General features: G+C 71.3%; 14 protein-coding genes and 1 tRNA gene. 10 read left to right on the top strand and 5 right to left on the bottom strand.

The window, feature by feature from the left end; genetic code table 11:
* The first annotated feature begins 38 nt into the window (after positions 1-38).
* From PKE78_RS10730 to PKE78_RS10705, 6 genes are all read left to right on the top strand, one after another.
* The gene (locus PKE78_RS10730; protein WP_271200863.1) at positions 39-818 is read left to right on the top strand and encodes a (Fe-S)-binding protein; all 780 of its coding nucleotides are present in this window, start codon (positions 39-41) and stop codon (positions 816-818) included.
* Entirely contained in the window at positions 815-2,245 is a 1,431-nt protein-coding gene (locus tag PKE78_RS10725) for a LutB/LldF family L-lactate oxidation iron-sulfur protein (protein ID WP_271200862.1), read from the top strand. The genes PKE78_RS10730 and PKE78_RS10725 overlap by 4 nt, the downstream gene beginning before the upstream one ends.
* On the top strand, positions 2,242-3,156 hold the full coding sequence (locus tag PKE78_RS10720) for a LutC/YkgG family protein (protein WP_271200861.1): 915 nt from the start codon (positions 2,242-2,244) through the stop codon (positions 3,154-3,156). The genes PKE78_RS10725 and PKE78_RS10720 overlap by 4 nt, the downstream gene beginning before the upstream one ends.
* 133 nt (positions 3,157-3,289) lie before the next feature.
* Complete coding sequence (locus tag PKE78_RS10715) at positions 3,290-6,025, top strand: bifunctional acetate--CoA ligase family protein/GNAT family N-acetyltransferase (RefSeq protein ID WP_271200860.1); 2,736 nt, start codon at positions 3,290-3,292, stop codon at positions 6,023-6,025.
* 83 nt (positions 6,026-6,108) lie between these two features.
* Positions 6,109-6,185: transfer RNA gene (locus PKE78_RS10710), tRNA-Arg, on the top strand.
* A gap of 229 nt (positions 6,186-6,414) precedes the next feature.
* A complete protein-coding gene (locus PKE78_RS10705) occupies positions 6,415-7,257 on the top strand; it encodes a class I SAM-dependent methyltransferase (RefSeq protein ID WP_271200859.1) in 843 nt (280 codons plus the stop codon).
* A 148-nt stretch (positions 7,258-7,405) separates the two neighbouring features.
* Here the strand turns inward: PKE78_RS10705 and PKE78_RS10700 are convergent, their stop codons facing one another.
* The 3 genes from PKE78_RS10700 to mdoH all read right to left on the bottom strand — a co-directional run bounded on the left by PKE78_RS10700 (position 7,406) and on the right by mdoH (position 10,996).
* The gene (locus tag PKE78_RS10700) at positions 7,406-8,113 is read right to left on the bottom strand and encodes an alpha/beta fold hydrolase domain-containing protein (protein ID WP_271200858.1); all 708 of its coding nucleotides are present in this window, start codon (positions 8,111-8,113) and stop codon (positions 7,406-7,408) included.
* A 256-nt stretch (positions 8,114-8,369) separates the two neighbouring features.
* Positions 8,370-8,930, bottom strand: coding sequence for a NifU family protein (locus PKE78_RS10695; protein WP_271200857.1), 561 nt, complete (start codon positions 8,928-8,930; stop codon positions 8,370-8,372).
* Positions 8,931-9,058: 128 nt separating this feature from the next.
* A complete protein-coding gene (mdoH, locus tag PKE78_RS10690; protein ID WP_271200856.1) occupies positions 9,059-10,996 on the bottom strand; it encodes a glucans biosynthesis glucosyltransferase MdoH in 1,938 nt (645 codons plus the stop codon).
* Positions 10,997-11,112: 116 nt separating this feature from the next.
* Here mdoH and PKE78_RS10685 point away from each other — a divergent pair, with 116 nt between their 5' ends.
* Genes PKE78_RS10685 through PKE78_RS10670 form a run of 4 tightly spaced genes read left to right on the top strand, consistent with a single transcriptional unit; the run spans position 11,113 to position 14,430 of the window.
* A complete protein-coding gene (locus PKE78_RS10685) occupies positions 11,113-12,105 on the top strand; it encodes a zinc-dependent alcohol dehydrogenase (RefSeq protein WP_271200855.1) in 993 nt (330 codons plus the stop codon).
* Between the two features lie 17 nt (positions 12,106-12,122).
* On the top strand, positions 12,123-12,515 hold the full coding sequence (locus tag PKE78_RS10680) for a 6-pyruvoyl trahydropterin synthase family protein (RefSeq protein WP_271200854.1): 393 nt from the start codon (positions 12,123-12,125) through the stop codon (positions 12,513-12,515).
* Entirely contained in the window at positions 12,512-13,558 is a 1,047-nt protein-coding gene (locus tag PKE78_RS10675) for a glycosyltransferase family 4 protein (RefSeq protein ID WP_271200853.1), read from the top strand. The genes PKE78_RS10680 and PKE78_RS10675 overlap by 4 nt, the downstream gene beginning before the upstream one ends.
* Positions 13,555-14,430: a class I SAM-dependent methyltransferase gene (locus tag PKE78_RS10670; protein ID WP_271200852.1), complete on the top strand. Its 876-nt coding sequence runs from the start codon at positions 13,555-13,557 to the stop codon at positions 14,428-14,430. Before PKE78_RS10675 ends, PKE78_RS10670 begins: the two co-directional genes overlap by 4 nt.
* Here PKE78_RS10670 and PKE78_RS10665 read toward each other — a convergent pair.
* Both PKE78_RS10665 and PKE78_RS10660 read right to left on the bottom strand, forming a co-directional pair.
* The gene (locus PKE78_RS10665) at positions 14,372-14,935 is read right to left on the bottom strand and encodes a cytochrome b (RefSeq protein ID WP_271200851.1); all 564 of its coding nucleotides are present in this window, start codon (positions 14,933-14,935) and stop codon (positions 14,372-14,374) included. The genes PKE78_RS10670 and PKE78_RS10665 overlap by 59 nt on opposite strands.
* Positions 14,889-15,749: a RibD family protein gene (locus PKE78_RS10660; RefSeq protein WP_271200850.1), complete on the bottom strand. Its 861-nt coding sequence runs from the start codon at positions 15,747-15,749 to the stop codon at positions 14,889-14,891. Before PKE78_RS10660 ends, PKE78_RS10665 begins: the two co-directional genes overlap by 47 nt.
* Positions 15,750-15,895 lie beyond the last annotated feature (146 nt).

The following is a 15,895-nucleotide window of genomic DNA, read 5'->3' as shown; positions in this document are numbered from 1 at the left end:
GCCCTGACATTTGTCCGCGCTTCTGGAGTCGTTATCAAGTGCCGCATCCGGTCGAGCCGAGGCCCCGCGTCGGGCTTTTCGCCACCTGTCTGGTGGATCTGATCCGCCCCTCGGTCGGGTTCGCAGCCGCAAAGCTCATCGAGGACGCAGGCTGCGAGGTCGTGGTTCCGGAGCAGACCTGCTGCGGCCAGCCCGCTTTCAACTCCGGCGACCGGGCCACCTCCCGCGCGCTCGCGCTGCAGATCATGGACGCGTTCCAGGGCGTCAATTACGTTGTCGCGCCGTCGGGCTCCTGCGCCGGCATGCTGAAGCGCCACGTGCCCGAACTGTTCGAGGGCGAGCCCGAACTCGCCCGCCGGGCGGCGGCCTTCTCGGACCGGGTGTTCGAGCTCGTCTCCTTCCTGGTCGACGTGCGCGGCGTGCGTTCGGTGGCGGCGCGGTTCGACGGCGCGGTGACCTACCACGACAGCTGCTCCGGCCTGCGCGAGCTCGGGATCAAGAGCCAGCCGCGACGCCTGCTCGACAGCGTCGAGGGGCTGACGGTCTCCGAGATGAAGGACCCGGACGTCTGCTGCGGCTTCGGCGGAACCTTCGCGGTCAAGTACGGCGAGATCTCCGACGCCATCGTCGGGAAGAAGGTCGAGAACGTCGCGGCCTCCGGCGCGCCGACGCTGCTCGCCGGCGATCTCGGCTGTCTCATGAACATGGCCGGCAAGCTGCAGCGTCTGGGCCGCCCGGTGAAGGCGCGCCACGTCGCCGAGGTGCTGGCCGGCATGGGCGCGGAGCCCGCCATCGGCGAACCGGAGGCGCGTTCGTGACCGTCCATGTCCCCACGTCGCCGGCGTTCAAGGAGAACGCCCACCGCGCGCTCCACGACGAGGCGCTGCAGCGCGCGCTCGGCAATGTGGAGGTCGGCTTCATCGGCAAGCGCAAGAAGGCCTCCGACAAGCTGCCCGAATTCGAGGCGCTGAGGGATTCCGCGCGCGACATCAAGAACCACACGCTCGCCCATCTCGATCTCTACATCGAGGCCTACGAGGCGAAGGTGCGGGCCTCCGGCGGCCATGTGCACTTCGCGCCCACCGCGGCGGACGCGCGCAAGATCGTCGCCGACATCTGCCAGCGCGTCGGCGCCAGGACCGTCGCCAAGGGCAAGACGATGGTCTCCGAGGAGATCGATCTCAACGCCCATCTCGAGGCGATCGGCGTGCAGCCGATCGAGACCGATCTCGGCGAGTACATCATCCAGCTCCGCAACGAGCGGCCGAGCCACATCGTGGCGCCGGTCATCCATCTGAACCGCGACCAGATCGAGGCGAACTTCCGCGCCGCGCACCAAGGCCTGCCGGAAGACCGCGACCTCTCCGCGCCCGAAAGCCTGCTGGCCGAGGCGCGCGCGATGCTGCGCGCGAAGTTCCTCGCCGCCGACGTCGGGATCACCGGCGCGAACTTCCTCGTGGCGGAGACCGGCAGCTCGATCATCGTCACCAACGAGGGCAACGGCGACCTCAGCCAGACGCTGCCCAAGGTCCACATCGTGCTGGCCTCGATCGAGAAGCTGGTGCCGACGCTCGACGACGCCGCCCAGATGCTGCGCGTGCTGGCGCGCTCGGCCACGGGGCAGGAGATCACGGTCTACACGACCTTCTCCACCGGCCCGCGCCGGCCGGACGACGTCGACGGGCCGGCCGAATACCATGTCGTCCTGCTCGACAACGGCCGCTCGGCCATGCTCGCGGGCGAGTTCCGCGAGATGCTCCGCTGCATCCGCTGCGCGGCCTGCATGAACCACTGCCCGGTCTATCACGCGGTCGGCGGCCACGCTTACGGCTGGGTCTATCCCGGCCCCATGGGCGCGGTGCTGTCGCCGTCGCTGATCGGCGTCGAGAAGGCGGGCCATCTGCCCAACGCCTCCACCTTCTGCGGGCGCTGCGAGAGCGTGTGCCCGGTGCGAATCCCGCTGCCGAAGCTGATGCGGCACTGGCGCGAGCGCGAGTTCGAGCGGAATCTGTCGCCGGCGCCCGTGCGTTACGGTCTCAAGGCGTGGGGCTTCTTCGTCCGGCGGCCGGGGCTCTACCGGCTAGCGACGCGCGTCGGGATGGCTGGCCTCGCGCTGATCGGGCGGAAGAAGGGACGGTTCCGCTCCCTGCCGCTCGCCGGCGGCTGGACCGCCACCCGCGATCTCGCGGCCCCGCAAGGCGGCACGTTCCAGGCGCGCTGGAAGGCGGAAAGGACGAAGCGATGACCTTGAGCGCGCGAGACCAGGTGCTCGGCACGATCCGGCGGTCGCTCGGCGTTACGGGCGAGGAGCGGCCGAGGCTGAAGGTCGTGGAGGACCGCCTCGGCGGCCATCCCCGCGGCGTCATCCCGGAGCGCGCCGCCGGGAAGACGGCGCCCGACCGGCTGAAGCTGTTCGTCGCCATGGCCGAAGCCTCGGACGCGACGCTCGCGACCGTCGCGTCGCCCGACGACGTCCCGGTGGCGGTGGCCGATTTCCTGCGCGCGCACAATCTCGCGCCGGCCGTGCGGCGCGGCGCGGACCCGCGCCTCTCGGGCCTGCCCTGGGCGATGACCACGCTCGAGGTGACCGAGGGCCGCTCCTTCGGCGACGACGCGGCGGGCGTGAGCGCGGCCCACGCCGGCGTCGCCGAGACCGGAACGCTCGTCCTGCTCGCCGGGCCGGAAAACCCGACCACGTTGAACTTCCTGCCCGACAACCACATCGTCGTAATCGAGGCGAAGGACGTCGCCGCGACCTACGAGGACATGTGGGAGACGGTGCGCGCCCGCTACGGCGCAGGCCTGATGCCGCGGGTGGTGAACTGGATCACTGGGCCGTCCCGCTCGGCCGACATCGAGCAGATCCTGCTGATGGGCGCCCACGGCCCGCGCCGGCTCCACATCGTGCTGATCGACCCGTCGCATGCGGCGGAAGGCGCGCCGGAGGCGTCCGAGCCGGCCGGTTCGACGCCCGCCGAGCCGCGTGTCGGCTCGACGCTCGCGGTCGATCCCGGCGGCGACAAGGACAAGGCGCCGGAGCCGCCGAAGCCGGCCGAACCCACCAAGGGCCCCGATCCGCACGAGGACGAGGAGCTGGACGAGGCGCTCGACGAGAGTTTCCCGGCCAGCGATCCGCCGTCGCAGACGCAGCCGTAAAGCCTTCTCCAGGGGAACGCGCCGCCTTAGATGACGCCAGGGCTGGCGCGCTCGCGGCGCGACGTTCAAGGTGCGGCGGCCGGACGCCAGGCGCCTCGGGCGTTTCTGCGCAAGCGACGGAGCGCCGACGCCCATGTCCACCCGCAATCTCGACGCCGTGTTCGCGCCCCGCTCCGTCGCGCTTGCGGGCGGAAGCCCGCGCGAGGGCAGCGTCGGCCGCGCGGTGCTCAGGAACCTGCGCGAGGGCGGCTATTCCGGACCGATCCGGCTGGTTAATCCGGATCACGCCGAGATCGACGGCGTCAAGGCGGCGGCGAGCTTCGCCGACCTGCCGGAGCCGGCCGATCTCGTGGTGGTGACGGCGCCGCCGGCGGCGGTTCCGGGCATCCTCGACGCCGCGGGCGCGGCCGGCAGCCGGGCTGCGGCGGTCGTGACCAAGGGGCTCGGACGCGGTCCGGGCTCGCTGCGCGACGCCGCCGAGCTCGCCGCGCGGAGCCGGGAGATGCGCCTGATCGGCCCAGGCTGCCTCGGCGTGCTGAGCCCCCATGTCGGACTGAACGCGAGCTTCGCGCCGCAGGCCAAGGCCGGCGATCTCGCGCTTCTGTCCCAGTCGGGCGGGGTGGCCTCGTCGGTGATCGAATGGGCCAATGTCCGCGGCATCGGCTTTTCCGGCGTCGTCTGCTTCGGCGACATGGCGGACGTCGACGTGGACGATCTGCTCGACCATTTCGCGACCGACCGCCGGACCCGCGCGATCGTGCTCTATCTCCAGCAGATCCGGGACGCGCCGCGGTTCCTGTCGGCGGCCCGCGCCGCCGCCCGCGCGAAGCCCGTCGTGGTGATCAAGGGCGGGCGCCACGCCGCGGCGGCCAAGGCGGCCGCGACCCACAGCGGCGCGCTCGCGACCTCCGACGCGGCCTACGACGCCGCCTTCCGGCGCGCCGGCCTGCTGCGCGTCGCCGATCTCGCCGACATGTTCGCCGCGCTCGAGACGCTCGCCCATGTGGCGCCGCTGTCGGGCAAGCGGATCGCGATCGTCACCAACGGCGGCGGCCTCGGCGTTCTCGGCGTCGACCGGCTGGTCGATCTCGGGGGCCGGTCGGCAGAACTGTCGGAGGCGACCGTCGCGGCCCTTGACGCAGCGCTCGCCTGCGACTGGTCGCGCGCCAATCCGATCGACCTTGCGGGCGACGCCACGCCGGAGCGCTACGAGGCGGCGCTCGACGCCGCGCTCGCCGACCGGGGCGTCGACGCGGCGCTCGCGATCCATGCGCCGACCATGCTGTCCCAAGCGGGCCCCTGCGCGGGCGCGGTCGCCGCCAGCGCCGCCCGCGCCCGCGGCCGGGTCTATCCGCCGAAGCCGGTGTTCGCGGCCTTCCTCGGCTCCGAACCCGCGCCCCGCCGCATCCTCGAGGCCGCGCATGTGCCGTTCTTCCGCACGCCGGAAAGCGCGCTCGCCGGGCTGATGCACCTCGTGCGCCACGTGGAGGCGCAGGAGGCGCTGCTCGAGACGCCGCCGTCCCTGCCGGACGACTTCTCGCCCGATCCTGCGCGCGCGCTCGCCGCCATGCGCGACGCGCTCGACCAGGGGCGCGAATGGCTGTCGCCGACCGACGCCTCCGAGGTGCTGCGCGCCTATGCGATCCCGGTGCTGCCCCATGCGGTGGTCGACACGCCGGAGGCCGCCGGCGAGGTCGCGCGCGGCTTCCTCGAGCGCGGCGGCGCGGCGGTGCTGAAGATCGTCTCGCCCGATCTGTCGCACAAAGCCGCCGTCGGGGGCGTGCGGCTCGGGCTCGACACCGAAACCGCGGTGGTGGAGGCGGCGGTCGCCATGCTGGGCCGCGTGGCGGAGCGCGCGCCCCGCGCCCGGATCGAGGGCCTCCTGGTGCAGCCGCATCTGCGGCCGAACGAGGGGATCGAGCTGTTCGCAGGCCTCTACGACGATCCGACCTTCGGTCCGGTCGTCGCTTTCGGGGCCGGCGGCGGCGCGGTGGAGATCGTCCGCGACGTCGCGCTCGCCCTACCGCCGCTTGACCTCAGGCTCGCCCGCGACCTGATCGGACGGACGCGCATCGGCGCGGTGCTGGCCGGGCCGGAGGGCGCTGCCCCCGCGGTCGACCTGGACGCGGTCGCGCTGACGCTCGTCAAGCTCGCGCAGCTCGCGGCCGACACGCCGGAGATCGGCGAGCTCGACATCAATCCGTTGATGGCGACCGCCCAGGGCGTCGTGGCGCTCGACGCGCGGGTGCGCGTGCGGCTCGCGCCGCGCAACGCGAAGGCGGGGCCGGCCAATCCGCGCCTCGCCATCCGGCCCTATCCGAAGGAGTTCGAGAGCCTGCTGACCCTCAGCGATGGCTCGCAGGCGCATGTGCGGCCGGTGCGGCCGGAGGACGAGCCCTCGGTCGCCGCCTTCTTCCGCGCGGTCGCCCCGGACGATCTGCGCCAGCGGTTCTTCACGCCGGTGAAGGAGGTGCCGCGCGCCTTCATCGCCCGCATGACCCAGATCGACTACGCCCGCAACATGGTGCTGCTGGCGACGGACGATCGTAAGCGCATCATTGGCCTTGTGCAGCTGCACGCCGACGCCGACGGCGTCGAGGGCGAATACGCCATCTTGCTGCGCTCCGATCTGAAGGGTCGGGGGCTCGGCTGGCGGCTGATGGCGGCGATGATCGAGCGCGCCAAGCAGGAAGGCCTGCGCACGATCTCGGGCCAGGTGCTGGCCGAGAATTCGGCCATGCTCGCCATCTGCCGCGAGCTCGGCTTCGCCGTCCGCATCGATCCGGACGACGCCGGCGTCCGGATCGTGACGCTGAGGCTCGAAAACGTGTCGGTGAGCGGCGGCCGGGTGGTCGTCGCGCCGGGCTGACGCGCGCTCGGGCCGCACCGGCGAGCGCGCCGCGCGCGCTGGAGACTGTCCGCCGGCCGTGCTAGCGTCCGCGGCGTGGCGTTGGTCCCGTAGCTCAGCAGGACAGAGCAGCGGTTTCCTAAACCGAAGGTCGGAAGTTCGAGTCTTCCCGGGATCGCCAGTCCACGCGCGCGGTCCGCGGGCGAGCCGCCTGACTGTCTCCGCCACGTCGCCGGCGCGACGAAATCCTCCAGCGCCAGTCACCAGACCTCGATCGCGATCAGGCCGTCCAATTGTGGCCCCGTCCGCCAATCGGCGGATCAAGCGCGTGATCGTCTGAAGGCGCCGCTTCCCGATGTGGGCCGATCAGCATAAACTCAATTTGGAAGCGCTAAGAGAAGGGCTTGGTAATGACCAAAGAGGCGACGGCGACAGGGCTCCGGGACAAGTTGCGAGGACTTGTCGACCGTGTCGCCAACGAGCCCGAACTGGACGACGACGCGCATGCCGAGGAGCGTGAGGCAATGGGCTCCGATCTCAGCGCCAAACGCGCCGAGCTGAGCAAGCACGTGGTCGGAGAGCCGGCGGAACGGTTCGCCTACCGGACGACGATCGACCGCGGCGCCACGCTCTGGAAGCTCGTGGCCAAGGATGACGCGACCAAGGACCAGCGGCAGAAGCGGAATTTCTTCGATCTGGGCGGCCGCGACGGCCAGCTTAAGATCCTGCTCGGTAGCGTTCAGGGCGAGTACGACCGCGTGCGGCACGCCAAGGCGAAGGAGCAGTTCGCGAGCCGCTTCAATTATTTCGGCTGCGACATCAAGCCGACCGGGCCGAACGTCGTCGCGGGCGATCTCTGCGCCGAAGACTATGTCGACAACAACCGGCAGTTCGAGAGCTTCTTCGACGTCGTCTATTCAAACAACACATTCGAGCATCTCTATAGGCCGTGGATCACGGTCAAGCACGTCGCCCGCATGCTGAAGCCGGACGGGCTCGTCGTATTCGTCGCGCCTTTCGCCCAGCGCTATCACAAGTCGCCGGACGATTTCTTCCGGTACTCCCACACCAGCTTCGCGAAGATGTTCTCGACCGAGACGGACATGAAGTTCGAGACCGTCATCACCGGCTACGACACCTTCCAGCGCCGCATGAACGTGTTCGGTCGGCGGTTTGACGCCCTGGTCGAGGACGGCTTCGGCGGCTGGCGCGAGACTTGGTACGCCTGCACGGTCCTGAAGCGCACGGGGTGAGCCGGACGCGGCATCTGGCGCGAGCCTAAATCAGCGCGCGCGGCGCCCCGGTCCAGGTCCTTTGCCGCGGGGCGCAACGTCCGCGCACGCGTCAGCCGCACGGTGCAAAATGTCGCGAAACGTTAACGCGGTGACCGATCGCCCGCGCTTACGCCGCTTCGACGTTGGGAAGATTTTTGTCGAGATAACCGGATATGGTCTCGACCAGCGCGCCCTTGTCTTTCCAGACGCGGGTGACGTCGTGGCTCGCGCCCTCGACGGTGTCGATGTGGACGCCGCGGGCGCCCGCGAGATTGCCCGCCTGCACGATGTCCGGAAGACAGTCGCGGCCAACCACGATCTGAGACTTCACGGCGCCGCCGCGCAGGACATTGCGCAGGTCGGCGTGCTGCGGACGGAAGCCCGACAGTTCGGGACGCCAGCGGTCGTCGTCCAGCCGGGTCCGCGCCTCGACCGAGATGATCGTCTGCGGCACGATCGCCAGCACGTACTGCGCTTTCAGACGTTCGCCGAAATACAGCGCCGCGTAGCCGCCCATCGAGTTGCCGAGCGTGATGAGCGGCAGGCCGTTCTTTCCGAACCGCTCATTGATGACCCGGCCGATCTTGGCCGACGTGTCGTCCATCGAGTCCGAGAAGCCCTTGAGCCCGAAATTGTACCAACGCCGCGTCTCGTCCTTGACGAACAGCACGTTGTACGAAAGCTCGCGCAAGGTGTGGACGAACTCGAACGCCGGAATGCTGTAGCCGCCCTGGCTGCGAAGCCCGCCGAAAACCACGACGTTCGCCTTGGGCGACGGAGAGGGCAGGATCTGCGCTGAATCGTTCAGCGTCACGATGTCGGGCGTATCCAGCATTCTGTTCCTTCAATCAGGGCCGTCGGGGACCCGCCAGGGACCCGCCCGCCTCCCGTTTTCGCCGCGCGGGTGACCCTTCTCCGGCCAATCGCGCGTCCTGCGCCGCGCGTCAAGCTTTTGAACCATGTGGGACAGGTTACGGAGGACAGGCGCTCCCCGGATCATCGACGCTGCCGAGAATAGGTCAGCGCGCTGCGCGGCATCAAGCAATTCCAACGGCTCGACGACGCCGCGCGGCGCCATGGAGACCTGACGGTCACGCCATCGGGCGCACCTCTTCGACCTCTGGCACGAAGTGACGCAGGAGGTTTTCGATACCCTGCTTCAGCGTCGCGGTGGAGGAGGGGCAGCCGGCGCAGGAGCCCTTCATGTCGAGATAGACCACGCCTTCGCGGAACCCACGGAAGGTTATGTCGCCGCCGTCCATGGCGACCGCCGGGCGGACGCGGGTCTCGATCAGCTCCTTGATCGTATCCACCGTCTCCGAATCCGACTCGTCGAAGAACTCGCCCTCGCCGGGCGTCTCCGCCGCGCCGTCCGCCAGAAGCGGCGCCCCGGCGAGGTAGTGCTCCATGATCGCGCCGAGGATCGCGGGCTTCAGGTGCTGCCACTCGCCGTCGGCCTTGGTCACTGTGATGAAGTCGGAGCCGTAGAACACGCCGGCGACGCCGTCGATCGCGAACAGCTTCTCCGCGAGCGGCGAGCGGGAGGCTTCGGCCGCGTGCCGGATTTCCAGCGCTCCGCCGGGGAGCACGTCCCGGCCTGGCAGGAACTTGAGCGTCGCGGGGTTCGGCGTCGCTTCGGTCTGGATGAACATCTCGATCAGTCTCCGGGTTCAAGGCGCGGAGCCATGGGGGCGAGGGCGGCCGTAAGCCGGCCGCTCGTCTTGCGAACCCTTGAGATGGTGGTTTTCGCCGGCGCGGTCAATCGCGCCGGCGGCCGGCGTCAGCGGGCGGGCTCTTCAACCATGGCGCTGAGCCGCGCGCCCGTCTCGCCGCCGTCCAGCCGGAACGGCGCCAGCGGCGCGCCATAGCGAACCATGGCCGGCAGGCTGTCGCTGACCGCGCGCACCTCCACCGGCGGCGCCATCTCCTCCGGCGTCGCGCCGAGGCGCGAACGGGCGGCGAGCGCTCCGAGCGCGTCGGTCGAGGTGATCACCGTGAACGGAACGGCGAGCAGGAAGCTCGCGATCACCGGCGAAGCCCACAGCAGCACCTGCGGCGCCGCGTAGGCGAGCGTCACGGTCAGCGCCACGCCGAACAGCGTCGCCGGCCAGAGCTTGGACGCGGCCTCGAGCCAGCCGACGCGGTGGCCGTCGCGGTCCTGCGCTTCCCAGCCGACCGAAGCGCCGAAGCCGAGCAGGAAGACGAGGAAGACGGTCACCGAGAAACTCACCACCGGCGCCAGCAGGAAGCCGAACAGCAGCTCGGCCGCGGTGCCGGCGACGAACGCGCCCGTCCCGCCGTAGCGCGCCGACTCCCGGTCGCTCATGACCACGTCGAGATAGCCCATCAGCTTCGGCGTGAAGGTCAGGAACAGCATGACCAGGAACAGGCCGATGCTGAGGCCGACCGGGAACGAGCCGGGCGGGTCGAGATCGCCGATCACCGACGGCGGCCCGAACGCCTGGGCCGCGCCGGCGATCATGAATCCGATCCAGGCCGGCGCGCTCACATACATCAGGATGGCGAGCAGAAGCTGCACCCGGCTGATCAGCCGAAGGCCCGGCATGCCGAGCAGCTTCACATACTGCATGTTGCCCTGGCACCAGCGCAGGTTGCGGCGCAGGAAGTCGGGCAGCGAGGTCGGGTTGTCCTCCCAGGAGCCGGACTCCTCCGGCAGCACGCAGACCTCGTAGCCGGCGCGCCGGATCAGCACCGCCTCGACCTGGTCGTGGCTGAGGATGACGCCGCCGAGCGGCGGCGCGCCGGGCAGCTCCGGCAGCTCCGCGTGGTCGCGGAACGGCGCGACGCGAATCGCGGCGTTGTGACCCCAGTACGGTCCGCAGTCCGCGCTCCACCACGCCGCGCCCATGGTGTAGGAGCGCATGCTGGCGCGCATGCCGAACTGGAACATGCGGGCGAAGGCGGTCCGCGCCGGCAGGCCGACCACCAGGCTCTGCAGGATGCCAAGCTTCGGGTTCGCCTGCATCACGCGCACGAGTCTCAGGATCGTCGGGCCGGACATCACGCTGTCGGCGTCGAGCGTGATCATCACCTCGTAGTCGTCGCCGCGCTCCAGCAGGAACTCGCGGATGTTGCCCGCCTTGAAGCCCTTATTCACGGCGCGGCGGCGGTAGAACACCCGCTCCGGGCGAACGAGCCCGGCGCGCCAGCCCTCGATCGCCGCGCGCTCGTCGGCCGCGAAGTCGTCGCGCGTGGTGTCGCTGAGCACATGGACGTCGAAGGCCTCGCCGAAGCCGGTGGCGTCGACGCTGCGCAGGATGGCGTCGAGCCGGCGCACGACCCGCTGCGAGTCCTCGTGCCGGATGCACATGACGATCGCGGTGCGGGACGTGATCGCCCCTTCGTCGCTCACCCGCGCCGCGCAGGGGATGACCACGTCGAGCGGATCGCGCGCGAAGCGCAGCAGCGCGAGGCCGATGACGCCGTTCCAGAACCCGATGACGATCCACGGCAGCGACGCCACGAAGCAGACGAACATCGCCATTTCCGGGATCGACCAGCCGTCGACGTTCATCACCGTCCAAAACGCGACGGTCAAAGCGGCCGATGTGCCCAGCACGAGCGTCGCCATCGTAAGGCGGCGGAAGAACAGGCCGAGCGTCGATTGCGTCCCGGTCGGCGTCACGCCGCTGAACGTTCTCCGGAGAAGCGAGGCGGGGACGGGGGCGACCGGGGAGCTGTCGATCGTGGAACTCATGTCACGCTTTCGTTGGGCCGGGGCGGCCAGGCTGCCGAGACGCGCCGCCGCTCTATACCATGCGGCGTGGCGCCCATTCCGTGCCCCAATGGACTAACCAGCGAGCAATTAGGCCGATGCACCGCCCCGGCAACTCCCTCGACGCAGGCCGGCGCGCGTTGTGGCGTCCCGGCGACGGCACGGTCGAGATTCGCACGCAGCCGTTCGCGCTCGCGCCCGGCGAGGTCGAGGTTCGCACGGCCTTTTCCGCCGTCAGCCGCGGCACCGAGCGCTTGGTGCTCGAAGGCCGCGTGCCGCCGGAGGAGCGCGAGCGCATGCGCGCCCCGCGTCAGGAGGGAGAGTTTCCGGGCCCGGTGAAGTACGGCTACTGCGCAGTCGGCGAGATCGTCGGCGGTCCGCCGGAGCTCGCCGGCCGGATGGCGTTCTGCCTGCATCCGCACGAGGACCGCTTCGGCGCGGCCCCCGCCGAGCTGGCGCTGCTTCCGGAAGGGCTGCCGGCGAAACGCGCGACGCTCGCCGCCAACATGGAGACCGCCCTCAACGCGCTGTGGGATTCCGGCGCCGGCCCCTGCGACCGCGTCGTGGTGGTGGGCGGCGGCGTGGTCGGCCTGCTGGCGGCGTCGCTCGCCGCGCGGTTGCCCGGCGCCGAGGTCACCGTCGTCGACGTCGCGGACCGCCGGTCGGTCGCCGAGGCGCTCGGGGCGCGTTTCGCGTTTCCGGCAGACGCGCCGCGCGACGCCGACGTCGTGATCCACGCCAGCGCCACCGCCGCCGGGCTTGCGACGGCGCTCGCCGCCGCGGGCGACGAGGCGGTCGTGGTCGAGGCGAGCTGGCACGGCGCAGGCGACGTCGCCGTCCCGCTCGGCGGCGCGTTCCATTCCCGTCGGCTGAAGCTGGTCTCGTCGCAGGTCGGCATGGTGGCGCCGTCGCGGCGGCCGCGGTGGCCGCATGCGCGGCGGTTGGACGCGGCCTTGCATCTGTTACGCCACGCGCGCGCGTATGACCTGCTGCTCGATCGCGAGATCGCTTTCGACGACGCTCCGGCCCAGCTGCCGGGGCTTCTGTCGTCGGGAGCGGACGCGCTCGGGATCGTGATCGTCTATCCCTGATCGGAGCGCCGCCCTGCATGTACGCCGTCGAAGTCCGCGACCACATCATGATCGCCCACAGCCTGAGGGGCGAGACCTTCGGCCCGGCGCAGGCGCTGCACGGGGCCACCTTCGTCGTCGACGTGGCGTTCTTCCGGAGCGAGCTCGACGAGGATGACGTCGTGGTGGACATCGGCCGGGCGACCGATGCGCTCAAGGCCGCGCTCAAGCCGCTGAACTACGCCAATCTCGACGAGGTCCTACCCGGCGCGCGCACGACGACGGAGTTTCTGTGCCGTCACATCTTCGACGCCATGGCGGCCGCGCGGCGCGAAGGCGCGCTCGGAGCCGGGGCTGTCGGGATCGAGCGCATCCGCGTGACGCTGCACGAGAGCCACGTGGCCCGCGCCTGGTTCGAGGCCGCGGTGTGACCGACGTCGTCATCGCGGTCCCGGGCGACCTGTCGTCGCGCACCGGGGGCTATCTCTATGACGCCCGCGTGCTGACCGAGCTTGCGGCGCGCAGGCGGGCCGCGACGGCGCTGTCGCTGCCGGAGCGGCTTCCCCATCCGCGGGGCGACGACGTCAGGGAAGCGCTGCGCCGCCTCGCCGCCGTGCCGCGCGGCGCCGCGCTGTTCGTCGACGGGCTCGCCTTTGGCGTGCTCCCCCCGGACAAATTGCGCGCCCTTGGGCGCCCGCTCGGCGCGCTGGTGCATCATCCGCTGGCGCTCGAGACCGGGCTGTCGCCGAACCTTGCCTCAAAGCTCGAGGCCTCGGAGCGCGCGGCGCTCGAGGTCGCGGACGTCGTCGTCGCGACCAGCCTGACGACCGCCGGCATCCTGCGGGAGCGGTTCGGGGTGGCTGCGGACAAGCTGCATGTGGCGGAGCCCGGCGTCGAGCCCGCGCCGCGGGCCGCAGGCGGGGCGAACGGCGTCTGCGTCATCCTGACGGTCGCGACCGTCACGCCGCGCAAGAACCATGCGATGCTCGCCGCCGCCCTCGGGCGGCTGAAGGATCACTCCTGGCGCTGGCGCATCGCGGGCAGCCTGTCCCGCGATCCGGCGTTGGTCGACGCCCTCGTCCGGCAGATCGAGGCGGTGGGGATCGCCGAGCGGACCGACCTTCTGGGCGAGATCGGCTCGGCCGCGCTCGCCGCGGAGTACGACCGCGCGGACCTGTTCGCGCTGCCGTCGCGTTTCGAGGGCTATGGCATGGCCTATGTCGAGGCGTTGGCGCGCGGGCTTCCGGTGATTTCCGGCGTCGGCGGGGCGTCCGCCGCCACCGTGCCGCATGCGGCCGGCGCGGTCGTCGACGCCGACGACTCCGAGGCGATCGAGGCCGCGCTCCGGCGCCTGATCGGCGATCCCGTCGCCCGCCGCGCCGCCTCGGACGCGGCCTGGGACCACGCCCGCACGCTGTCGCGCTGGACCGCGACCGCCGACGTGTTCGAGGCCGCGGCGGCGCGGCTCGCATGAGCGGCTTCGACGCGGACTGGCTCGACCTCCGCGAGCCGGCCGACCACGCCGCGCGATCGCAGGACGTGCTCGATGCCGTCGCGGCGGCGTTCGAGGGGCGGGTCGGGCTCGCGGTGGCGGACCTCGGCGCGGGATCCGGCTCGACGCTTCGCGCGCTGGCGCCGCGGCTCGGGCCGGCGCAGAGCTGGACGCTGTTCGATCACGATCCGGAGCTGCTGCGGCACGCCCGCGTCCGCCTCGCGGCCTGGGCTGACCTCGCTGAGAATCGCGACGATTCGCTCGTTCTGCTGCGGGAAGGTCGGCGGATCCAGGTCCGCTTCGCGCTCGCCGACCTCGCCGCCGAGCCAGTGCCGGAGGAGGGGGCCTTCGACCTCGTCGCCTGTTCGGCGCTGCTCGATCTGGTCGGGGAAAGCTGGATGGCGCGGCTCCTCGAGCGCCTCCGGGCGTCGGAGACGCCGTTCTACGCAGCGCTGACCTATGACGGCGCCAAGTCGTTCGCGCCGCCCCATCCCGACGACGCCGCGGCGCTTGGCGCGTTCAACCGCCACCAGCGAACCGACAAGGGGTTTGGCCCGGCGCTCGGCGGGGAGGCGGGGGCTCGGTTCCGGGCGCTCGCCGCCGCGGCCGGCTTCCGCGAAGCGGCCGGCGACAGCCCGTGGCGGCTCGCAGAGGACGACGCGCCGTTGATCCACGCGCTGGCCGACGGCGTCGCGCAGGCGGCGGAGGCGGCGTCGGGCGCGTCCTTCGCGGCGTGGCGCGCCTTCCGCGCGGAAGCGGCCGCCGCGGCCGCCGTCGGCCACGTCGACCTGTTCGTCACCCCTCCCGGATGGCCCGGGCCGTCGTCATCCGCGCCAGCACGGCGTCCTTCCTGACGAAGCGGTGGAACAGCGCCGCCGCGACGTGCAGCGCGATCAGGCCCGCGCCGACGAAGCCGAGCGTGGCGTGCCATCCGAGCACCGCCTTGGACAGCTCCTTGTCCTCTCCCACGATGCGCGGCATTTCGAACAGCCCGAACACCGGGACCGGCGCGCCGAAGGCGTTCGACCCGATCCATCCGAGCAGGGGCATCGCCAGCAGGATGAGATAAAGCGCCCAGTGGACCGCGTGCGACAGGCCGATCTGCCAGCGCTCCAGCGTCGGCTCCGGCGGAGGCGGAGGGACGGCGAGCCGCCAGCCCAGCCGCGCGACCATGAGGGCGAGGATGAGGACGCCGGTCGACTTGTGGACGTCGTAGAACCAGTCCTTCGACGGGCCGTCCGCCATAAAGTCCAGCGAAACGCCGCCGACGATCTGCGCGACGACGACCGCCGCGACGATCCAGTGCAGAACCTTAGCCGTCGACGTGTAGCCGCCTGCGGCCGGCGTCGTCGTGCTCATGGCGATCTCCCTGTGCGGTTTTGGAGCCATGCGGCGTCGAGGCGCGCATGTCGCAGTCGAACAGAACGTCGGTCCCGAGCGTGTGCGCGGTCGCGGCCGGCCGGCGCGCGCGGTCGAGGTCGTCGATCGGAGGCAGCGCGAGGCCCGAACGGCCGGAGCCGACGAGCAGCGGCGCGACCATCACATGCAGCCGGTCGATCCGGCCCGCGGCCACGAAGGCCGAGACCGTGTCGGCCCCGCCCTCGACCAGCACGCGGCGCAGGCCGCGCCGCGCCAGCGCCGCCACCACGTCGGCCGGAGCGATGCGGCCGTCGCGCCGCGGCAGATGGACGGTCTCGACGCCCGCCACGCCGCAATGCGCGGCGCCTTCGGCGCGAATAACGATGCGGCGCTGGCCGTCGTCGTCGAGCACGCGGGCTCTGTCCGGGATCCGGCCGTTGGGGTCGATCACGACGCGCGCCGGAGCCGAGCCCGCGACGCGCCGCACGGTGAGCTGGCAGTCGTCGGCGCAGACCGTGCCGACGCCGACCACGACCGCGTCGACGAGGGCGCGCAGCCGGTGCAGGTGGTCGAGCGCGACGTCGCCGTTGATGTAGCGCGAGGCGCCCGTGACGGTGGCGACCCGGCCGTCGAGGGACTGCCCGATTTGCCCGATCACGATCGGGCCAGGGGAGGCGACCGGCTTCAGCATCAGGCAGAGCGGATGGCGCTTAAGCCGCTCGGGCAGCGCCGCGCCGTGCCGCGCCGCCTTGATGGCCGTCCAGGCGGCCTCAATCGCGTCGTCGTCGGTGTCGTCCGCGGCCGTCATGCACATCGCTTGTCGCTCCGAGGGACGCCGTCCGTCTTCTTAACGGCTCCAGATAGTCTCCGCACCGCCTGCGGCCAGAAGGCGCTGGCGGGCATTGCGACGGACTGCGCGGTTGACGCTGACGCGGCCGCCGTGATCCGTGCGCAGATCGC

This window comes from Methylopila turkensis (genome assembly GCF_027922325.1).
Lineage (GTDB): Bacteria > Pseudomonadota > Alphaproteobacteria > Rhizobiales > Methylopilaceae > Methylopila > Methylopila turkensis.
The sequence above is the reverse complement of the archived record's forward strand: the minus strand, read 5'-3'. Positions and strand labels throughout refer to the sequence as shown.

Bases quoted from the DNA above. Each gene is read 5' to 3' on its own strand.
- PKE78_RS10720 (WP_271200861.1), top strand. From the start codon at position 2,242: ATGACCTTGAGCGCGCGAGACCAGGTGCTCGGCACGATCCGGCGGTCG.
- PKE78_RS10715 (WP_271200860.1), top strand. From the start codon at position 3,290: ATGTCCACCCGCAATCTCGACGCCGTGTTCGCGCCCCGCTCCGTCGCG.
- PKE78_RS10705 (WP_271200859.1), top strand. From the start codon at position 6,415: ATGACCAAAGAGGCGACGGCGACAGGGCTCCGGGACAAGTTGCGAGGA.
- PKE78_RS10700 (WP_271200858.1), bottom strand. From the start codon at position 8,113: ATGCTGGATACGCCCGACATCGTGACGCTGAACGATTCAGCGCAGATC.
- PKE78_RS10695 (WP_271200857.1), bottom strand. From the start codon at position 8,930: ATGTTCATCCAGACCGAAGCGACGCCGAACCCCGCGACGCTCAAGTTC.
- mdoH (WP_271200856.1), bottom strand. From the start codon at position 10,996: ATGAGTTCCACGATCGACAGCTCCCCGGTCGCCCCCGTCCCCGCCTCG.
- PKE78_RS10685 (WP_271200855.1), top strand. From the start codon at position 11,113: ATGCACCGCCCCGGCAACTCCCTCGACGCAGGCCGGCGCGCGTTGTGG.
- PKE78_RS10680 (WP_271200854.1), top strand. From the start codon at position 12,123: ATGTACGCCGTCGAAGTCCGCGACCACATCATGATCGCCCACAGCCTG.
- PKE78_RS10670 (WP_271200852.1), top strand. From the start codon at position 13,555: ATGAGCGGCTTCGACGCGGACTGGCTCGACCTCCGCGAGCCGGCCGAC.
- PKE78_RS10665 (WP_271200851.1), bottom strand. From the start codon at position 14,935: ATGAGCACGACGACGCCGGCCGCAGGCGGCTACACGTCGACGGCTAAG.
- PKE78_RS10660 (WP_271200850.1), bottom strand. From the start codon at position 15,749: ATGTGCATGACGGCCGCGGACGACACCGACGACGACGCGATTGAGGCC.